Raw genomic sequence first — 18,732 nt, 5'->3', positions numbered from 1 at the left:
GATCACAGCTTGCGGAGCAGCACCTTCTGGATGCGGTGGTCCGCCTCCTTGCGCAGCACCAGTGAGGCTCGCGCGCGGGTGGGGCGGATGTTCTCGATCAGGTTGGGCTCGTTGATGCCCTTCCAGTACTCGTGCGCGAGCGCGCGAGCCTCGTCGGTCTCGAGGTTGGCGAAGCGCCGGAAGTACGAGTTCGGGTTGCTGAAGGCCGCCTTGCGCAGCTTGAGGAACCGCTCCGTGAACCACTGCTCGATGTCCGCGGTGCGCGCGTCGACGTAGATCGAGAAGTCGAACAGGTCGCTGACGGCGAGCGGGCGCTCGGCCGACGCGGGCTGCAGCACGTTCAGCCCCTCGATGATCAGGATGTCGGGGCGGCGCACGACGGTGAACTCGCCGGGCACGATGTCGTAGCTGAGGTGGCTGTAGTGCGGAGCGCTCACCTCGGTGGCCCCCGATTTGATCTGCGACACGAAGCGCAGCAGGCCCCGCCGATCGTACGATTCGGGGAACCCCTTCCGGTGGGTGATGCCGCGCCGCTCCAACTCGGCGTTGGGATACAGGAAGCCGTCGGTGGTCACCAGCTGCACCTCCGGCGTCTCGGGCCAGCGCGCGAGCATGTCCCGCAGCACGCGCGCCACCGTCGACTTGCCGACCGCGACCGAGCCGGCGATGCCGACGACGAAGGGGGAGGGGCGATCCCGGCCCCGCTTCAGGAACCTGCGGGTGCGCCGGTGCATCTCGCCGTTGGCGATGGCGTACTGGTTGATGAGGCGGCTCAGCGGGCGGAACACCTCGCTGACCTCCACGAGGTCCAGAGGGTCCCCGAGCCCGCGGTAGGCCGCGATCTCCTCCTCGGTCAGCGGCATCGGGGTCTCGCCCGCCAGCCGCGACCATTCCGCTCGATCGATCTCGATGAACGGGCTCAGCGCGTCGTGTTTCGTGATCGGATGCGTATCGGGCGCCGGCGATCCTGTGTTCTGTTCAGTCATCGGTTCCCATGCTTCCATTAAACTGATGCCGTGTGTGGAATCGTAGGGTATGTAGGCCCGAATGACACCCTCGGGGTGCTGCTGGGCGGGTTGAAGCGACTGGAGTATCGGGGATACGACTCCGCGGGTATCGCGGTGATCGATCCCTCCGGGGGGCTCTCGGTGCGCAAGCGCTCCGGCAAGCTCTCCCGTCTGGTCGAGCTGCTGGACGACGCCCCGGTGAGCGCGTCGGGCACCGGCATCGGGCACACGCGGTGGGCGACCCACGGCGGCCCCACCGACGTGAACGCGCATCCCCATCTCGGCGACGGGGGGAGACTCGCGCTCATCCACAACGGCATCGTCGAGAACTTCGCCGAGCTCCGCGCCGAACTCGAACGCGACGGGATCACCCTCCTGAGCGAGACCGACACCGAGGTCGTCGCCGCGCTCCTCGGCCGCGAGGTGGAGCGGGTCGGGGATCTGGAGACGGCCTTTCGCGCGGTGGTGCGGCGGCTGCGCGGCACCTTCACGCTCCTCGCCGTTCACCTGGACGCCCCCGACACGGTGGTGGCGGCGCGGCACAACTCGCCGCTGGTGATCGGGCTCGGCGAGGGCGAGAACTTCCTCGGCAGCGACGTGGCGGCCTTCGTGGAGTTCACCCGCCGCGCGGTGGCCGTGGAGGAGGACAACATCGCCGTCATCACTCCGCAGTCGGTCCGCGTCACGGACTTCGCGGGCGATCCCGTCGAGTTCGCCGAGTACGAGATCGCCTGGGACGCCGAGGCGGCGGACAAGGGCGGCTGGTCCTCGTTCATGGCGAAGGAGATCACCGAGCAGCCCGAAGCGGTGGCGAACACCTTCCGCGGACGGGTGGTCGACGGCCGGGTGGAGATCCCCGAGCTCTCGGCGCTCGGCGAGGAGCGGCTGCGCGAGGTCGACCGCATCGTCATCATCGCCTGCGGCACGGCGTCCTACGCCGGGCAGATCGGGGCCTACGCCATCGAGCGGTGGGCGAGGGTGCCGGTCGAAGTGCAGCTCAGCCACGAGTTCCGCTACCGCGATCCCGTGCTCAGCCCCTCGACGATGGTGATCTCGGTGAGCCAGTCCGGCGAGACGATGGACACCCTGATGGCGGTGAAGTACGCCAAGGACCGGGGCGTCACCACGGTGTCGGTGTGCAACACGCAGAGCGCCACGATCCCGCGCGAGAGCGACGCCGCCGTCTACACGCACGCCGGCCCGGAGGTCGCCGTCGCCTCGACGAAGGCCTTCACCGCGCAGATCACCGCCCTCTACCTCATCGGGCTGCACCTCGGACGCGTGCGGGGCACGCTCTCGCCGGAGGAGGAGGCGCAAGCCGCGAGCGCCTTCGAGCAGCTGCCGCAGGCCGTCGCCGAGGCGGTCGAGACGCACGAGCAGATCGCCCAGCTGGCGCACTGGATGGCGGACACGCGCTCCGTGCTCTTCCTGGGCCGCCACGTCGGCTATCCGACCGCGCTCGAGGGGGCGCTGAAGCTCAAGGAGATCGCCTACATCCACGCCGAGGGCTTCGCGGCCGGCGAGCTGAAGCACGGCCCCATCGCCCTGATCGACCACGGCCAGCCCGTGTTCGTGCTGGTGCCGAGCCCCCGCCGCTCGCCGGTGATGCACAGCAAGGTCGTCTCGAACATCCAGGAGATCCGCGCCCGCGGCGCCCGCGTCATCGCGATCGTCGAGAAGGGCGACACCGCCGTGCTGCCCTACGCCGACGACGTCATCCGGATGCCCCTCACGGATCCGCTCTTCGAGCCGCTCGTGCAGGTCGTCCCGCTGCAGTGGTTCGCGCTCGAGCTCTCGACGGCGAAGGGGCTCGACGTGGATCAGCCCCGCAACCTCGCCAAGTCCGTCACGGTGGAGTGACGCGGCTCGCGCAGGATCGTGCCATGATCATCGGCATCGGGGTCGACACCGTCGACATCGAACGGCTCGGACGCCAGCTCGGGAGGGCCGGCGGATTGCTGGCGCGGCTCTTCACCGAGCGCGAGGCGGGCCTGCCGCTCGCCTCGCTCGCCGCGCGTTTCGCCGCGAAGGAGGCGCTCATCAAGGCGCTCGGGGGATCGGGCGCGCTCGGCTGGCACGACCTCGAGGTGCCGAGGATCCCGGGGCGCGCTCCCGGATTCGCCCGGACCCCCGGACTGTCCCGGGAGCTGGCGCTCCGCGGCGCGGGCCGGGTCCACCTCTCGCTGAGCCATGACGGGGGGATCGCGACCGCGTTCGTTATCGTGGAGGCATCGGGTCCCGAAACCGGGAGCACCCCGGACAGGTCGGGACGGGAGGCGCTGTGAAAACCGGATCGATGCGGATCGCGGAGATCTCCGTCCCCGCGATCCGCCACAACGTGCGCCGCATCCGGGAGCACACGGGCGGAACGGTGATCGCCGTCATCAAGGCCAACGGCTACGGGCACGGCGCGGAGATCGTCGCCCGGGCCGCGATCGAGGGCGGTGCCGCGCTGCTCGGTGTGACCGACCTGGAGGAGGCGCTCGCGCTGCGGGACGCCGGTATCGAGGCGCCGATCCTCTGCTGGCTGCACGGCGCCGCGGCCGACTTCGACGCGGCCGTCGAGGCCGATCTCGAGATCGGCGTGAGCCATCTCGCCCAGCTCGAGGCGCTCGCCGCGGCCGCGGGGCGCGCCGGTCGTCGGGCGATCGTCCAGTTCAAGGTCGACACGGGCCTGAGCAGGAACGGCGCCGCCCCCGCGGAGTGGCCCGCGCTGTTCGCGCGGGGCGCCGAGCTCGAGTCGGAGGGGCGCGTCCGCGTCCGCGGCGTATTCAGCCATCTCGCCAACGCCGGGGAGGACAACGACCTGGAGCAGGCCAGGCGTTTCGACGGCGCGGTCGAGCTGCTGCGCGCGGCCGGCTGCGACCCCGATCTGATCCATCTCGCGGCCTCCGCCGCCACGTTCTCCTCGGCGCGACTGCACTACAACACGGTGCGCGTGGGGGTCGTGGTGTACGGCCTCAGCCCCTTCGCCGATCGCACCTCGGCGGATCTCGGCCTGATCCCGGCCATGACGCTGCGCTCGCAGATCGTCGCGCTCCGCGACGTGCCGCCGGGCACGGGCGTCTCCTACGGCTACAACCACCTGACGCAGGGGGAGACCACCCTGGGGCTCGTGCCGATCGGCTATGCCGACGGCATGCCCCGCGCCCTGAACGGCGGCGGCGCCACGGTCTCGGTGGCCGAGCATCACTGCCCGATCGTCGGGCGCATCGGCATGGATCAGTGCATCGTCGACCTCGGGAGCCTCGGACGCAAGGTGCGGATCGGCGATCCGGTGGTGCTCTTCGGCGATCCCGCCACCGGGGTCCCGCCGGTCGAGGTGTGGGCGGAGCTGATGCGGACGATCAACTACGAGATCGTCGTGGGGATCGGCTCGCGGGTGCGGCGCGTCGCCGTGGACGACGACGGCCCGGGTGCGTTCCCTCCGGCGGGGCCTGCCGCGCTCCCCCCGACCGGCTCGGGGAGCGGGGTCGCTGTTCCGCCCCCTGAGCGTGTCGAAGGGGACGGAGCCCCCCGCATCGAGCGCATCGAGATAGCCGATCCCGAGTCGATGCACGAGCTGGGCCGGCGCCTCGGGCGCCGGCTGGCGGCCGGGGATCTCGTGATCCTGACGGGGCCGCTCGGCGCGGGCAAGACGGCCCTCGCACGGGGCATCGGGGAGGCCCTCGGCGTGCGCGGTCCGGTGACCAGTCCCACCTTCGTCCTCGCGCGCACGCATCCCCCGCTCGGGGACGGGCCGCCGCTCATCCACGTCGACGCCTACCGGCTCGCCGGGGCGGGCGAACTCGACGACCTCGACCTCGACCTCGACGGCGCGGTCGTCGTGGCGGAGTGGGGGAGCGGCCTGTTCGACGAGCACGGGTCGTGGATCGAGGTGACGATCGAGCGGCCCACCGGCTCCACCGGGCCCGGCGATACCGTGGACGGCGACGGTCTCGCAGATGAGTCCGTCGAGCCCCGCGCGGTCGCGGTCGCCGGGCACGGCCCGAGATGGCGGAGCGGAGTGCTGACGTGACGCGACCGGGCATCCGGCCGAGCGGGCAGCGGTCGAGCGCGCCGGGGCCGCGAGAGCGCGAGCAGGCCGCCGCCGAACTCGGGCCGCACGTGCTTCTCGCGATCGACACGGCGATCGGCACCGGTGCGGCGCTGGGCGCGGGCGGTCGGATCTTCGAGGCGTGGAGCGACGATCCGCGCGGCCACGCCGAGGCGATCGGCGGACTGGTCGCCCGGGTGTTCGCCCTCGCCGCCGCATCGGGCATCGCTGAGTGCGCGGCCGGGCCCGCCGAGGTGACGGGCGTGGTCGTCGGGATCGGCCCCGGTCCCTTCACGGGCCTGCGGGTCGGCGTCGCGGCGGCGCAGGCGTTCGCGCTGGCGCGCCGCGCGTCGCTGCTGCCGCTGCACGGGCACGAGGCGGTGGCGCTGGAGGCCTGGGAGGGGACGGCCGACGCCGGCGGATCCGTCCTCTCGGAGGGTCCGGAGGACCGGCTCCGCGTGATCCAGGATGCGCGGCGGCGCGAGCTGTTCGTGACCGAGTACGCGCGGCCCGACGCCGCAGGCATCCCCGTCCGCCGCGACGGTCCGCTGCTCGTGCCGCGGGCCGAGCACGTCCCCTCCTCGCGCGAGGTCTGGCCCGAGCGGATCCCCGCCTCCGGGCTCGTGCGACTCGCCGCGAGGCGACTCGCCGCGAACCGCGGCTTCGAGCCCGACCGCGCCGTCTACCTGCGCCCGCCGGACGCCGCCGCGCCCGGTCGCCCGAAGAGGGCCACCCCATGAGGCTCCGCTCGGCGACCCCCGACGACCTGGACGCGATCTGCGCGCTCGAGCAGGAGACCTTCGGCACCGACGCCTGGAGCCGCGCCGCCCTGCATGAGGAGCTGACCGCCGACCATCGCGCGTATCTGGCGCTCGTGGACGACGAGCGCGTGGTCGGCTACGGCGGCCTCCTCGCCATCGGGGCGGACGGAGACATCCAGACCATCGCCGTCGCGCCCGCCGTGCGCGGCACCGGCCAGGGGCGGCGGCTGATGAACGCCCTGCTCGACGAGGCGGCGGCGCGCGGCGTGCGACGGATGTTCCTCGACGTGCGCGCCGACAACCCCGTGGCGCAGTCGCTCTACGCCTCGCTCGGCTTCGTGCGGATCGACGTGCGCCCGAGGTATTATCAACCCGGTCACGTGGATGCGATCGTGATGCGGCTCGACCTGAAGGATCGCCGATGAGCGCTGAACCCGTAGTCCTCGGCATCGAGACGAGCTGCGACGAGACCGGGGTCGGCATCGTGCGCGGGCGCGTGCTGCTCGCCAACGCCGTCGCCTCCTCGATGGACGAGCACGCCCGCTTCGGCGGCGTCGTGCCCGAGATCGCCGCGCGGGCGCACCTCGAATCCCTCACCCCGACCATCGAGCGCGCCGTCGCGGACGCCGGCATCCGCCTCGACGATCTCGACGCGGTCGCGGTCACGTGCGGTCCCGGGCTCGCCGGCGCGCTCATGGTGGGCGTCTCCGCGGCCAAGGCGCTCGCCATCGCGCTGCAGAAGCCGCTCTACGCGGTGAACCACCTCGTCGGGCACGTCGGCGCCGACCTGCTTCGCGACCCGGATCCGCCGCGAAGGGCCGATCCGCCGCGGGGCGCCGGGCTGCGCGGCGTCGCCGGCGATGTCGGCGAGCTGGAGCTGCCGACCGTCGCGCTGCTGGTCTCCGGCGGCCACACCTCCCTGCTGCTGGTGCGGGATCTCCTGGACGACGTCGAGTTGCTCGGCGAGACCATCGACGACGCCGCCGGCGAGGCCTTCGACAAAGTGGCCAGACTGCTCGGCCTGCCCTATCCCGGAGGGCCGGAGATCGACCGCGCGGCGGCGTCGGGCGATCCTCGCGCCATCGCCTTCCCCCGCGGACTCACCCGCGCCAAGGACCTCGAGCGCCACCGCTACGACTTCTCGTTCTCCGGACTGAAGACCTCGGTCGCGCGGTGGGTGGAGCGTCGCGAGGCCGACGGGGGATCGATCCCCGTCGCGGACGTGGCGGCGAGCTTCCGCGAGGCGGTCGCCGATGTGCTCACGGCCAAGGCGATCGCCGCCTGCCGCGATCACGGGGTGCCGAGACTGCTGCTCGGCGGCGGGGTCGCCGCGAATGCGCGGGTGCGCGGGCTGGCCGCGGAGCGCGCCGCCGCCGCAGGCGTCGCGCTGCGGGTGCCTCCGCTCTCGCTGTGCACCGACAACGGGGCGATGATCGCGTCGCTCGGCGCCCAGCTCGTTGCCGCCGGTCACGCGCCGTCGGGTTTCGCGTTCGGCGCCGACTCGACCCTGCCGGTCACCGAGGTGCAGGTGCGCTGATCGCGGGCGCCGAGACAGCGGTGTCGGCGGCTTGCGTTACGGTTGAATCGTGAACGACACCGCGATCGAAGCCGCAGCTCAGGATCCCCTGAACCGAGCCCGCTTCGCCGCCCCGGAGCGCACGCTCGTCGACATCCTCCGCGCCACGGTCGCCGCGCATCCCGACGCCAGTGCGCTCGACGACGGCTCGGGGGCGCTGAGCTATCGGGAACTGCTCGCCGCGTCCGAGGCGCTCGCCGCCGAGCTGCGCGAGGCCGGGGTGCAGCGCGGCGATCGGATCGGGCTCCGCGTCGACAGCGGGTCGAAGGGCCTCTACATCGCCATCCTCGCGATCCTGCTCGTCGGCGCCGCCTACGTGCCGGTCGACGCCGACGACACCGACGAGCGCGCGCGGCTCGTCTTCGGGGAGGCGCGCGTCGCGGGCATCATCGGCAACGGCGGCTACGCGCCGAGCGCGACCGCCGGGGATGCCGGAGATCGGGCGGACGGCGTATTCGGCGATCCGTCCGGGATCGTCGATCCGGGCCCCGACGACGACGCCTGGATCATCTTCACCTCGGGCTCTACCGGCGTGCCGAAGGGCGTGGCCGTGACGCACCGCTCGGCGGCGGCCTTCGTCGATGCCGAGGCCCGCATGTTCCTGCAGGAGGCGCCGCTCGGCCAGCAGGACCGCGTGCTCGCCGGCCTCTCGGTCGCCTTCGACGCCTCCTGCGAGGAGATGTGGCTGGCCTGGCGGCACGGCGCCTGCCTCGTGCCCGCCCCGCGGGCCCTCGTCCGCGCGGGCGAGGATCTGGCGCAGTGGCTCGTGCGGCAGGGCATCTCCGTGGTCTCGACCGTGCCCACCCTCGCGGCGATGTGGCCGCACGAGGCGATCGAGAACGTGCGCCTGCTCATCTTCGGCGGCGAGGCCTGCCCGCCGGAGCTCGCCGCGCGGCTCGCCGAACCGGAGCGCGAGGTGTGGAACACCTACGGGCCGACCGAGGCCACGGTCGTCTCGTGCGGCTGCCTGCTCGACGGCGCGGGGCCGGTGCGGATCGGCCTGCCCCTCGACGGCTGGGATCTGGCCGTGGTCGACGCCGAGGGGCGACGGGTCGCCGAGGGCGAGAGCGGCGAGCTGATCATCGGCGGCGTGGGGCTCGCCCGCTATCTCGATCCCGCGAAGGACGCCGAGAAGTACGCGCCGATGCCCTCGCTCGGCTGGGATCGCGCCTACCGCTCCGGAGACCTCGTGCGCTATGAGGCCGAGGGGCTCGTGTTCCTCGGGCGCGCCGACGACCAGGTGAAGGTCGGCGGGCGCCGGATCGAGCTGGGCGAGGTGGAGAACGCGCTCCAGGAGCTGCCCGGCGTCACCGCCGCGGCCGCGGCGGTCCGCGAGAGCGAGGCCGGCGGCCCCGTGCTCGTCGGCTACCTGGTGGTCGAGGGCGAGGAGCCGCTCGATCGGGCCGCGGCTCGCGCGCACCTCGCGGATCGCCTCGCCGCCGGGGTCATGCCGCTGCTCGCCGTGGTCGCGGACCTGCCGGTGCGCACCTCGGGCAAGGTCGACCGCGCCGCGCTGCCCTGGCCGCTCCCGGACGCGGGAGAGTCGATCGTCGCCGGGTTGAGCGAGGCGGAACACTGGCTCGCCGAGCAGTGGCAGGCGGTGCTGGGGGTGCCGGTGCCGAGCGCCGACGCCGACTTCTTCGACCTCGGCGGGGGATCCCTCACCGCGGCCCAGCTCGTCTCGCGCGTGCGCACCCGGGTGCCCGAGTTCACGATGGCCGACATCTACGACGTGCCCCGCCTGCGGGCGATGGCGAAGGCGGTGCAGGCCGTCGACGAGGCGACGGACGACGCCGGCTTCCACCATCCGCAGCCGACGCCCCGCCGCACGCAGTGGGCGCAGACGCTGCTCGGCGCGCCGCTCTTCATCGCGAGCGGCCTGCGCTGGATCGTCTATCTGCTCGCCGCGGGAACGATCCTGAACCTCAGCACCGGCTTCGAGGTGCTCCCCGCCGTGCCCTGGTGGGCGCTCGTGATCGCGATCCTGCTCGTCTCGACGCCGTTCGGGCGGATGGCGGTCGCCGTGCTCGTCGCCCGGATCCTCCTCGCGGGGGTCAGGGCCGGCGACTATCCGCGCGGCGGCTGGGTGCACATGCGACTGTGGCTCGCCGAGCAGTTCGCGGCGCAGATCGACGCCGTGGGGCTCTCCGGCGCACCCTGGGTCACCCTGTACGCCCGGGCGCTCGGCGCGAAGATCGGCCGCGACGTGAGCCTGCACACGCTCCCGCCGATCACCGGCATGCTCGAGGTCGGGCATCGCTCCGCGCTGGAACCCGAGGTGGATCTCGCCGGCTACTGGATCGACGGCGACCTGCTGCGCCTCGGCGAGGTGCGGATCGGCCGCGACGTCACCGTGGGGGCGCGCAGCACGCTCGCGCCGGGCACTCGGATCGACGACGGCGCCGAGATCGCCCCCGGCTCCGCGGTGTTCGGACGGGTCAAGACCGAGCAGACGTGGGCCGGCTCTCCGGCGGTACGCGTCGGCGGGCGCTCGGGCGACTGGCCCGACGACACCCCGAGACCCTCGAGGGGCTGGCAGGTGCTCTACGGGCTCTCCTCGCTCGGGCTCGCGCTGCTGCCGTTCCTCGCCTTCGCCGTCGGGGGACTGCTCGTCGCCGCCGCGATCCGCGGCCAGGAGAGCCTCGCGCAGGCTTGGCTCGCGGCGCTCGGCGCGCTGGTCCCCGCGGTGCTCGTCGCCGGGGTCGTCTACGCGGGAGCGGTCGTGATCCTGGTGCGCCTGCTCTCCATCGGGCTGCGCGAGGGCACCTTCCCCGTCCTCGGCCGGATCGGCTGGCAGGCCTGGGCCACGGAGCGCCTGCTCGACGCCGCCCGCGGGCTGCTCTTCCCGCTCTACTCGAGCCTGTTCACCCCCGTCTGGCTGCGGCTGCTCGGCGCGAAGGTCGGCGCGAACGTCGAGGCCTCGACCGTGCTGCTGCTGCCGAGCATGACGCGCATCGACGACGGGGCGTTCCTCGCCGACGACACGATGGTCGCCTCCTACGAGCTGCACCGCGGCTGGATGCGGATCGGCCGGGTGCGCATCGGCAAGCGCGCCTTCCTCGGCAACTCCGGCATGGCCGGCCCCGGCCATCGCGTGCCGAAGGACGCGCTCGTCGCGGTGCTCTCCGCCGCGCCCGAGAAGGCGAAGGCCGGATCCTCCTGGCTCGGCTCGCCCCCGGTGCGCCTGCGCCGCGTCGCGCAGTCGAGCGACGACACCCGCACCTATCATCCGGGGGCCGCGCTCCGCCTCGCCCGCGCGCTCTGGGAGCTCTGCCGGATCGTGCCGGTGATCCTCTCGGTGGCGCTCGGCCTGACCGTGCTCTTCGCCTTCGCCTGGCTGTGGCAGCAGCTCGGCCCGATCTGGACCCTGCTCCTCTCCGGCGTCGTCATGCTCGCGGCGGGAGCCGTCGCCGCGCTGGTGTCGACCCTGGCGAAGTGGGCTATCGTGGGCCCGATCCGCGAGGGCGAGGCGCCGCTCTGGTCGAGCTTCGTCTGGCGCACCGAGGTCAGCGACACCTTCACGGAGATGCTCGCGGCCCCCTGGTTCGCGCGGGCCGCGGCGGGCACCCCGGCGCTCGCGCTCTGGCTCCGCACGCTCGGCGCGAAGATCGGCACCGGGGTGTGGTGCGAATCGTACTGGCTGCCCGAGCCCGACCTGGTGACCCTCGGCGACGGCTCCACCGTCAACCGCGGCTGCGTGGTGCAGACGCACCTCTTCCACGACCGCATCATGAGCATGGACGCCGTCGAGCTCGAGGAGGGCGCCACGCTCGGCCCGCACAGCGTGATCCTGCCCGCCGCGAGCATCGGCGCGCACGCCACCGTGGGACCCGCCTCGCTCGTGATGCGCGGCGAGCGCGTGCCCGTCGGCTCGCGCTGGAGCGGCAACCCGATCGGACCCTGGCGCGCGGTGAAGGTGCGCGCCTACCAGTCGACGGTGTGAGGGGCGCGGTGACCGATCCCTACACTCCCGAGAGCGGCGACCCGCGCTACGCCGTGCATCGCTACGCCCTCGATCTCGGCTACACGCCGCGCACCAACCGGCTCTCCGGCACCGCCGAGCTGCACGTCGAGGTGCTGCGGCCCACCGCGGAGCTGCGACTCGACCTGGTCGGCCTGCAGCTCGGCTCGGTGCGCGTCGACGGCCGGCCGCACCGACAGGTGAAGCAGGGCCCGCGGGCCCTGCGGATCCGTTTCGACCGCGAACTCGACGCCGGGCAGCGGCTGGTGCTCGAGATCGCCTACTCGGGCCGTCCGTCGCCCCGGCGCTCCGCCTGGGGGAGGATCGGCTGGGAGGAGCTCGAGAACGGCGCGCTCGTCGCCGCCCAGCCGACCGGCGCGCCGAGCTGGTTCCCCTGCAACGACCGCATCGACGACCGCGCCCGATACGCGATCCGCTTCACCACCGACCGCGAGTTCTTCGTGGCGGCGAGCGGCGTGCCCGGGCCCGTCAAGGCGCGGGGCGGCAAACGCAGCTGGAGCTTCGAGCTCGACGTGCCGACCGCCACCTATCTCGTCGCGATGCACGTGGGCGGCTATGCGGCGTCTCCGCTGCCGCTCTCGGAACGCGACGCCTCCCGGGTCGGGCGGCTCGTCACGCCTGCGGCGCAGGCGAAGCGCACCCTGCGCGCCTACGCGCCCGTTCCCCGGATGATGGACCTCTTCGAGGAGTGGTTCGGCCCGTATCCGCAGAACGATCTGACCATCGTGGTGACCGAGGAGGAACTGGAGATCCCGCTCGAGTCGCAGGGCATGGTGACCTTCGGCGTGAATCACAACGCACCCGCGGAGCAGCGGCTCATCGCCCACGAGCTCGCCCACCAGTGGTTCGGCAACAGCGTCGGCATCGCGGCCTGGCGGGACATCTGGCTGAACGAGGGCTTCGCCTGCTACGCCGAGTGGGTGTGGTCCGACGCCTCGGGCGGGCCGAGTATCGCCGCCGAGGCGGCAGCGCACCACGCCAGGCTCGCCCGCCTGCCGCAGGATCTGCTGCTGGGCGACCCCGGGCCGAAGGACATGTTCGACGACCGCGTCTACAAGCGCGGCGCGCTGCTGCTCGAGGCGCTGCGCCGCACGATCGGCGCCGTGGCGTTCCGGAGGCTGCTGCGGGAGTGGGCCACCGCGAACCGGCACCGCCTCGTCGGCACCGCGCAGTTCATCGCCCTGGCGGAGTCGCTGAGCGCCGAGCCGCTCGACGCCCTGTGGCGCGCCTGGCTCCGCGAGCCCCGCCTGCCGCAGCTTCCTCCGCTGCCCCCGCCCGCCCCGTAAGCGCCCGCTCGCGCCGCGCCGGCGCCCGCACCCCCGTGCGGTCCCGCTCGCGCCGCTTCGGCGCCGGCACCGCCGTGCGGGGGTACGAAGTCGTCCCGAGGGTACGGCATCGCGGGTGCTTAACGTACCCCGTCGTCGACGACCTGCCCCTCGACGCGAGGGGGCACGTCGAGCGCGACGCTGAGGACCGCGGGCGTCGGGGTGAGGGCGAGGACGAGGTCGAAGCCCCGCAGGGAGCCCTGTGCGAGCGGCCGGGCGCCGGGCCGCCGAGCGCCGCGCGGCTGGGCCTCGCGCGGCTGGGCTCCGCGCGGCTGGGAGCCGGGCTGCTGAGAGCCGGGCCGCTGGGCTTCGGGCTGCGGCAGGATCCAGCCGTCGGCGGCGAGCTCTACCTCGGGTGGCGCCGGTGCGCCCTGCAGCCCGGTGCCGCGCGCCTTCGCGATCGCTTCGAGCCGGGTCCAGTCGACGAGCTCCCGCGAGCCGATCGCCTCGAGCACGGCGCGGCGGCGCGCCCCCGTGTCGAGCTCCAGGTCGATCCCGAAGGCGGTCGCGCCCGGCGGCGCGACGCCGACCAGCACCGTCGCGCCGGAGTAGGCGATGCTGACGAGAGGGCCCGGCGCGCCGTCGATCCGGACCAGCGGTCTCCCGTGGGGGCCGCCGCACCGCGGGCACACCGAGAGGATATCGGCCCCGCGCGCGACGATCCCGCGCAGCAGGCGCCGCCCGAGCGCGCGCCGGTCCTCCCCGTCCGCGGCCTCGCCCCAGGCGAGGCGCACGCCCCGCATCCGCATTTCGTCCGTCATCGCAGCTTCGAGTCTACGGGCCGCGCGTCATGCCGCGAGAATGGTGCTCCGGCACGAGGAGCACCCTCCGCGACGGGGGTGGAGCGTCATCCTCGTCGCGGTGGGTGCCTTTCGTCGCGGGATCTCGGCGGGGCCATGAACCTGGTGCATGAACCTGGTGCATGAGCATGGGCGAGAGAGCCGCGCGCACGTCGGCGCTACACTCGACCCACGGGTCGAGAAGCACTCTCGGGCGGAAACTGGCGGAGACGGGCGGAGAGCGGGGCGGCGATGGCGGTCAAGATGATCCTCGACTGCGACACCGGGGTCGACGACGCGATGGCGATCATGTACGCCGCGCTGCACCCCGACGTCGAGCTGCTCGCCGCGACGACGGTGTGGGGCAACGTGGAGGTGCCGCTCGCGACCAGGAACACGCTCCGCGTGCTCGATCTCGTGGGGCGGGGCGACGTGCCGGTGGCGGAGGGCGCCGCGGGGCCCATCGCCGGCGGTCCGGCCGAGTACGCCTACGACGTGCACGGACGGGACGGTCAGGGCGGCGCGGCGGACCACGAGCCCGTGCGCGCGGCGGCGCCGGTCGGAGCGGCGCAGCAGATCGTCGACCTCGTCCGCGCCCACCCGGGCGAGGTCTGGATCGTGCCGGTCGGCCCGCTCACCAACATCGCCGCCGCCCTCGCCATCGCGCCCGAACTGCCGGGCCTGGTGGCCGGGGTGTCGCTGATGGGCGGCGCGGCACTGGCGCCGGGCAACGTGACCCCGGTCGCGGAGGCGAACATCTGGCACGACGCGGAGGCCGCCGCCGCGGTGTTCCGCGCGCCCTGGCGGATCGTCATGGCCGGGCTGGACGTGACGATGAAGATCCTGATCACCGAGGAGCATCGCGCGCGCCTGGCGGCGGCCGGCGAGGCTGGGCGGTATCTGGCGCGGATCCTGGAGCACTACGGAGAGTTCTACCGCGAGCGCGCCTTCGGCACCTGGGCGTGCGCCATGCACGACACCGTCGCCGTCGCCGCCGCCGCCGGAGCGCTCGACGTGCGCCTCGCACCCGTGGTGCACGTCGAGGTTGACACGAGCGGCGGACCCGGCCACGGCCAGACCATCGCGGACCTGCGCGGCGTCTACCGCGGCTATCCCGAGCAGGCCGGTGCGCACTGCTCGGTGCTGCTCGACGTCGACGGCCGGATCGCCGACGAGGCGGTCGAGCTGATCGTCGCGCACGGTGCGCCGCGCGCCGGCTCGGGGGTCGGCCGATGACGCGCCGGGTGGTCGTGATCGGCAGCGCCAACGTCGATCTGGTGGTGCGGGTGCCGCGCCGCCCCGACGGAGGCGAGACCCTGATCGGCGGTGATCTGCAGCAGCTGCCGGGAGGCAAGGGCGCGAATCAGGCCGCCGCCGCCGCGAGGTGCGGGGCAGAGGTCGCGTTCGTGGGGCGGGTCGGGGCGGATGCGAACGGCGACTACCTGCGCGGACGGCTCGCGGGCGCCGGGGTCGATGTCTCGCTGCTCCGCTCGGTGGAGCGCCCGACCGGCACGGCGATCATCCTGCTGACTCCCGATGGGGAGAACTCCATCGTCGTCTCACCGGGCGCCAACGGCGCCTTCGGCCCGGCGGAGGGCGAGGATGTCGGCGCTGCCCTGCGCGGTGCGCACGTCGCCGTGCTGAGCCTCGAGATCCCGCGCGAGACCGCCTTCGGCGTCGCCGGGGCGGCGGTGGACGCGGGAGTCCGGGTCGTGCTGAACGCGGCGCCGGCCACGCGCCTCGGCGGCGAGACGCTGTCGCTCTGCGACCCGCTGATCGTGAACGAGCACGAGGCTCGCGAAGCGCTCGGGCTCGGGGCGGATCATGCCGCGGCTGCGGACTACCCCCGGCTCGCGGAACTGCTGCGCACGGCCGGGGCGCGGTCGGTCGTCATCACCCTCGGCGGCGAGGGTGCTGTGGTGGCCGATGCGGGTGGGATCACCCGGGTCCCCGCATACCGCGTGCCGGTGACCGACACCACCGGTGCGGGCGACGCCTTCGTGGGCGCCGTGGCCGCCGAACTCGCCGCGGGCGCCGCTCTGAGCGAGGCGGTGCGCTTCGCCACCGCGGTCTCCGCGGTGTCGGTGCAGCGGGTGGGCGCGCAGGCGTCGTACGCCGAGCGGTCCGAGGTCGAGGCGTTCATCGCCGCCGCGGAGCGCTAGGGTCCCGCGGCCGCTCCGCGTGCGGCGGGCCAGGGGCGGTCCTCAGAACAGGGTCGGCGGCCCGGGTTCGGCCCGTGCGGGCGTCCCGGGAGTCATCGGCTGCCGAGTGAACCGCGGAATCCCTCCGGATCCTCTCGGCTCCCCCGAGGTCGGCGGGGTCGCGCCGCGTTCCAGCCGATATCTCCTGATGAGCGGCTTGATCCGGGCGGCGAGCTGCATCCGGTACCCCTGCGCGGCCCGGCTCGCAGTCCCGGGGTACAGCGCCCGGTAGGGTGCGACGAGCTCGGGATGGCAGCGCTCCAGCCACTCGAAGAACCAGGGCTTCACGTGGCTGCGCAGGTGCAGCGGACCGTACACCACCGAGCGCGCTCCAGCGTCGCTGATGTCGTGCAGCAGACCCGACAGCTGCGCGGTGGAGTCGCTGAGGTGGGGGAGCACGGGCATCACGAAGACGTCGCACGCGAAGCCCGCCTCGCGCGCCGCGGCGACCGTTTCGAGCCTCGCGCGAGTGCTCGGCGTGCCGGGCTCGATCGACTGCTGGAGCACGGGATCGCCGATCGCGATCGACATGGCCAGCGACACCCCGACGCGTTCCCGCATCTCGGTCAGCAACGGGAGATCGCGGCGCAGCAGGGTGCCCTTGGTGAGGATGGAGAACGGGGTGCCGCTCCCTCCGAGCGCGCGGATGATCCCCGGCATGAGGCGATAGCGGCCCTCCGCGCGCTGGTAGGGGTCGGTGTTGGTGCCGAGCGCCACGTGCTCGCCGGCCCAGGCGGGGCGGGAGAGCTCGCGGCCGAGCACCTCGGCGACGTTGACCTTCACGATGATCTGCGAGTCGAAATCCTGGCCGGTGTCGAGATCGAGGTAGCGGTGGGAGCCGCGGGCGAAGCAGTAGACGCAGGCGTGGGAGCAGCCGCGGTAGGGGTTGACCGTCCAGGAGAACGGCATCGAGGAGGCGCCCGGCACGCGGTTGAGGGCGCTCTTGGCGAGCACCTCGTGGAACACCGCGCCCCGGAACTCCGGCGCGCGCACGGTCCGCAGATGGCCGGGCACCGCCGCCACGTCGCGGATCCCGAGGCCGGGCAGCGCGGAATCCCGCGGTTCCGAGCCGCTTCCGTCTGCCAACTGCTGCTTCCATCTCACAGCAAGAATTAGAACATATGTTCGAATGCGAGACAAGTGGCCACGAGGAGTCGGTGGATCGTGCTCCGGGGCCGCGCGTGCCGAGCGAGCCGCGGAAATGGTCCTCGACAACCCGGGTGCGCAGGCTTACGATGGGGCCGTGCGGGAGCAGCCTGCCCGATGGGGGGAACCGTCAATCATGAAGCTTGGAACCACCGTTCGCCGCCTGCGCAGGATCCTCGCGCTCGCGGCCGCGTGCGCACTGACCGCGGGCGGTGTCGCCGTCGCCCCGAGCGCGGCGACGGCCGCCTCTCCCGCCTTCGACTCCCTCGAGCTGTACTCCGGCGGCGGAGCCTTCCTCGCCGTCGAGTATCCCGAGGCGAGTTGCACGGGCGGGCCGGAGACCGCGACGCCGAGCTCCGCCATCCCCTTCGAGGAGAACGATGCGCGGACGGCGCGGAGCAGCGCTTCGGTCGCGCTGAGGCTGGAGAACGGGAGCGACACGCTCGTCGCCTCCACCTGGACGAGGGGCACCGCCCGCGCCGCGACCGAGAAGGGTCTCCCCAAGAAGCTGAGCCTGGACTTCCGGGGGGCCGTCACGGCGGCGGGCCCCGGCAAGGTCGGCGCGTGCGGACTGGGGGTGGGGTCCTCTCTGAGCCTGTCCGCCACCCTCGCCGTGAGTCGGCCGCTCTGGACCACCATCACCTCGACGGCGAGCGCGAACGCGAGGGTCGAGAGCCGCATCTCGGACACCGCAGACCTCTGGTACGACAGCCGATGGACGCGGGGATCGAGCAGCAAGACCATCCTGCTCGCTCCGGGAAGCTACACGCTGTATCTGCACGGCGGGTCCATGCTCGCTCCCATCGACGCGGACCTGGGCGAAGCGACGGCGGGGACGGTTCAGATCGCCTTCTCCCCGACGGGCTCGGCCGTCGGGAAACCCAGCGGCACCGCCCTCCGCTACGCCTCGCTCGGCGCCGCACGCAGCTGCTCCACGCACGGGCTGAGCGCCGCGGTCACGACGAGTACGTCGAGATTCAAGAGGATCGAGAAGATCACCTGGAAGGTCAACGGAAAGACGGTGAAGACGCTCAAGGGCAGAAGCCTGAAGCGGGGCAAGCGCGTGGTGCTGAGGCTCGGCGACCGGAAGCCCGCCTCGGTGAAGGTCGCGGTCGAACTGCGGAAGGGCAAGACCTCGACCGCCGCGGCGAGATACCTCGCCTGCCGCTGACCCGGCGGCGCGTCGCGCAAGAGACGACGCCGGGCGTAGTCCCAGGCATAAATCGGGGAGCCCCGCGTTGTAGTCGGAGGCGGCGGAAGCCGTCGGGCGACGGCGTCGCCGTCCGCTCATCCATCAGCACACCCTCGCCCGCTCGCACGGGCGCGCGTTCACACCGAGAAAGTAGACACCCATGGCCCTGAAGATCGGCGTATTCATCGGATCGCTGTCGGCGGTTTCGATCAACCGCAAGCTGGCGAATGCCCTGACCCGCCTCGCTCCCGAGGGAGTCGAGCTGGTCGAGATCCCCATCGCCGGGCTCCCGCTCTACAACCACGATCTCGACGCCGACTATCCCCAGGTCGCGCGGGACTTCAAGCAGGCCATCGCCGAGGCGGACGCGCTGCTCTACGTCACCCCCGAGTACAACCGCTCGATCCCCGGCGCGCTGAAGAACGCGATCGACTGGGCCAGCCGCCCGTGGGGCCAGAACTCGCTGGGCAAGCCCTCGGCGACCATCGGCGCCTCTCCCGGGCCGATCTCGACGGCGGTCGCCCAGCAGCACCTGAAGGACATCCTGCTCTTCAGCGACGCCCCCGTCCTGGGCCAGCCCGAGGGGTACATCCAGTTCACCGAGGGCCTCATCACCGACGACGGCGAGGTCACGAACGACGGCACCGCCGAGTTCCTGAGGAACTGGATCACCGCCTTCGCGAGCTTCGCCGAGAAGCAGCTCGGCTGACGCCCTCGAAGCGCGATG

At 73.0% G+C, this 18,732-nt stretch carries 15 protein-coding genes; 12 read left to right on the top strand and 3 right to left on the bottom strand.

What is annotated here, in order from left to right; all coding sequences use genetic code 11:
- Positions 1–2: 2 nt before the first annotated feature.
- A complete protein-coding gene (coaA, locus tag J4H92_RS13920; RefSeq protein WP_208098788.1) occupies positions 3–986 on the bottom strand; it encodes a type I pantothenate kinase in 984 nt (327 codons plus the stop codon).
- A 30-nt stretch (positions 987–1,016) separates the two neighbouring features.
- On the opposite strand from coaA, the gene glmS reads away from it, so the two are divergent.
- From glmS to J4H92_RS13880, 8 genes are read left to right on the top strand one after another with little or no spacing between them, the layout of a single operon-like run.
- Positions 1,017–2,867: a glutamine--fructose-6-phosphate transaminase (isomerizing) gene (gene glmS, locus J4H92_RS13915; protein WP_208098787.1), complete on the top strand. Its 1,851-nt coding sequence runs from the start codon at positions 1,017–1,019 to the stop codon at positions 2,865–2,867.
- 23 nt (positions 2,868–2,890) lie between these two features.
- Entirely contained in the window at positions 2,891–3,292 is a 402-nt protein-coding gene (locus J4H92_RS13910) for a holo-ACP synthase (protein ID WP_208098786.1), read from the top strand.
- Complete coding sequence (gene alr / locus J4H92_RS13905) at positions 3,289–5,025, top strand: alanine racemase (RefSeq protein WP_208098785.1); 1,737 nt, start codon at positions 3,289–3,291, stop codon at positions 5,023–5,025. The genes J4H92_RS13910 and alr overlap by 4 nt, the downstream gene beginning before the upstream one ends.
- Complete coding sequence (gene tsaB / locus J4H92_RS13900) at positions 5,022–5,783, top strand: tRNA (adenosine(37)-N6)-threonylcarbamoyltransferase complex dimerization subunit type 1 TsaB (protein WP_341783115.1); 762 nt, start codon at positions 5,022–5,024, stop codon at positions 5,781–5,783. The genes alr and tsaB overlap by 4 nt, the downstream gene beginning before the upstream one ends.
- Complete coding sequence (rimI, locus tag J4H92_RS13895; protein WP_208098783.1) at positions 5,780–6,229, top strand: ribosomal protein S18-alanine N-acetyltransferase; 450 nt, start codon at positions 5,780–5,782, stop codon at positions 6,227–6,229. The genes tsaB and rimI overlap by 4 nt, the downstream gene beginning before the upstream one ends.
- Positions 6,226–7,341, top strand: coding sequence for a tRNA (adenosine(37)-N6)-threonylcarbamoyltransferase complex transferase subunit TsaD (gene tsaD / locus J4H92_RS13890; protein WP_208098782.1), 1,116 nt, complete (start codon positions 6,226–6,228; stop codon positions 7,339–7,341). The genes rimI and tsaD overlap by 4 nt, the downstream gene beginning before the upstream one ends.
- Before the next feature lie 49 nt (positions 7,342–7,390).
- Positions 7,391–11,323: a Pls/PosA family non-ribosomal peptide synthetase gene (locus J4H92_RS13885; RefSeq protein WP_424960873.1), complete on the top strand. Its 3,933-nt coding sequence runs from the start codon at positions 7,391–7,393 to the stop codon at positions 11,321–11,323.
- Positions 11,324–11,331: 8 nt separating this feature from the next.
- Complete coding sequence (locus J4H92_RS13880; RefSeq protein ID WP_341783114.1) at positions 11,332–12,648, top strand: M1 family metallopeptidase; 1,317 nt, start codon at positions 11,332–11,334, stop codon at positions 12,646–12,648.
- 119 nt (positions 12,649–12,767) lie between these two features.
- On the opposite strand, the gene J4H92_RS13875 is transcribed toward J4H92_RS13880, so the two are convergent.
- Positions 12,768–13,448 carry a 4'-phosphopantetheinyl transferase family protein gene (locus J4H92_RS13875; RefSeq protein WP_208098780.1) on the bottom strand — a complete coding sequence of 227 codons (681 nt, stop codon included), beginning with the start codon at positions 13,446–13,448 and terminating at the stop codon, positions 12,768–12,770.
- 270 nt (positions 13,449–13,718) lie between these two features.
- On the opposite strand from J4H92_RS13875, the gene J4H92_RS13870 reads away from it, so the two are divergent.
- A complete protein-coding gene (locus tag J4H92_RS13870) occupies positions 13,719–14,702 on the top strand; it encodes a nucleoside hydrolase (RefSeq protein ID WP_208098779.1) in 984 nt (327 codons plus the stop codon).
- A complete protein-coding gene (locus tag J4H92_RS13865) occupies positions 14,699–15,628 on the top strand; it encodes a ribokinase (RefSeq protein WP_208098778.1) in 930 nt (309 codons plus the stop codon). Before J4H92_RS13870 ends, J4H92_RS13865 begins: the two co-directional genes overlap by 4 nt.
- A 42-nt stretch (positions 15,629–15,670) precedes the next feature.
- On the opposite strand, the gene J4H92_RS13860 is transcribed toward J4H92_RS13865, so the two are convergent.
- Positions 15,671–16,771 carry an Rv2578c family radical SAM protein gene (locus J4H92_RS13860; protein ID WP_341783113.1) on the bottom strand — a complete coding sequence of 367 codons (1,101 nt, stop codon included), beginning with the start codon at positions 16,769–16,771 and terminating at the stop codon, positions 15,671–15,673.
- 178 nt (positions 16,772–16,949) lie between these two features.
- Between J4H92_RS13860 and J4H92_RS13855 the strand changes: the two genes are divergently transcribed.
- Both J4H92_RS13855 and J4H92_RS13850 read left to right on the top strand, forming a co-directional pair.
- Positions 16,950–17,984, top strand: a complete 1,035-nt coding sequence (locus J4H92_RS13855; protein WP_208098777.1) for a hypothetical protein — start codon at positions 16,950–16,952, stop codon at positions 17,982–17,984.
- Between the two features lie 181 nt (positions 17,985–18,165).
- Positions 18,166–18,714, top strand: coding sequence for an NADPH-dependent FMN reductase (locus tag J4H92_RS13850; protein WP_208098776.1), 549 nt, complete (start codon positions 18,166–18,168; stop codon positions 18,712–18,714).
- The last annotated feature ends 18 nt before the right edge of the window (positions 18,715–18,732 follow it).

Source organism: Leucobacter weissii, assembly GCF_017565745.1.
Taxonomy (GTDB): domain Bacteria; phylum Actinomycetota; class Actinomycetes; order Actinomycetales; family Microbacteriaceae; genus Leucobacter; species Leucobacter weissii.
This window is presented reverse-complemented; position numbering and strand designations above follow the sequence as displayed.

What these genes read in the sequence shown, in the direction of transcription:
- coaA (WP_208098788.1), bottom strand. Translation starts at nt 986, where the DNA reads ATGACTGAACAGAACACAGGATCGCCGGCGCCCGATACGCATCCGATC.
- J4H92_RS13910 (WP_208098786.1), top strand. Translation starts at nt 2,891, where the DNA reads ATGATCATCGGCATCGGGGTCGACACCGTCGACATCGAACGGCTCGGA.
- rimI (WP_208098783.1), top strand. Translation starts at nt 5,780, where the DNA reads ATGAGGCTCCGCTCGGCGACCCCCGACGACCTGGACGCGATCTGCGCG.
- tsaD (WP_208098782.1), top strand. Translation starts at nt 6,226, where the DNA reads ATGAGCGCTGAACCCGTAGTCCTCGGCATCGAGACGAGCTGCGACGAG.
- J4H92_RS13875 (WP_208098780.1), bottom strand. Translation starts at nt 13,448, where the DNA reads ATGACGGACGAAATGCGGATGCGGGGCGTGCGCCTCGCCTGGGGCGAG.
- J4H92_RS13870 (WP_208098779.1), top strand. Translation starts at nt 13,719, where the DNA reads ATGGCGGTCAAGATGATCCTCGACTGCGACACCGGGGTCGACGACGCG.
- J4H92_RS13865 (WP_208098778.1), top strand. Translation starts at nt 14,699, where the DNA reads ATGACGCGCCGGGTGGTCGTGATCGGCAGCGCCAACGTCGATCTGGTG.
- J4H92_RS13855 (WP_208098777.1), top strand. Translation starts at nt 16,950, where the DNA reads ATGAAGCTTGGAACCACCGTTCGCCGCCTGCGCAGGATCCTCGCGCTC.
- J4H92_RS13850 (WP_208098776.1), top strand. Translation starts at nt 18,166, where the DNA reads ATGGCCCTGAAGATCGGCGTATTCATCGGATCGCTGTCGGCGGTTTCG.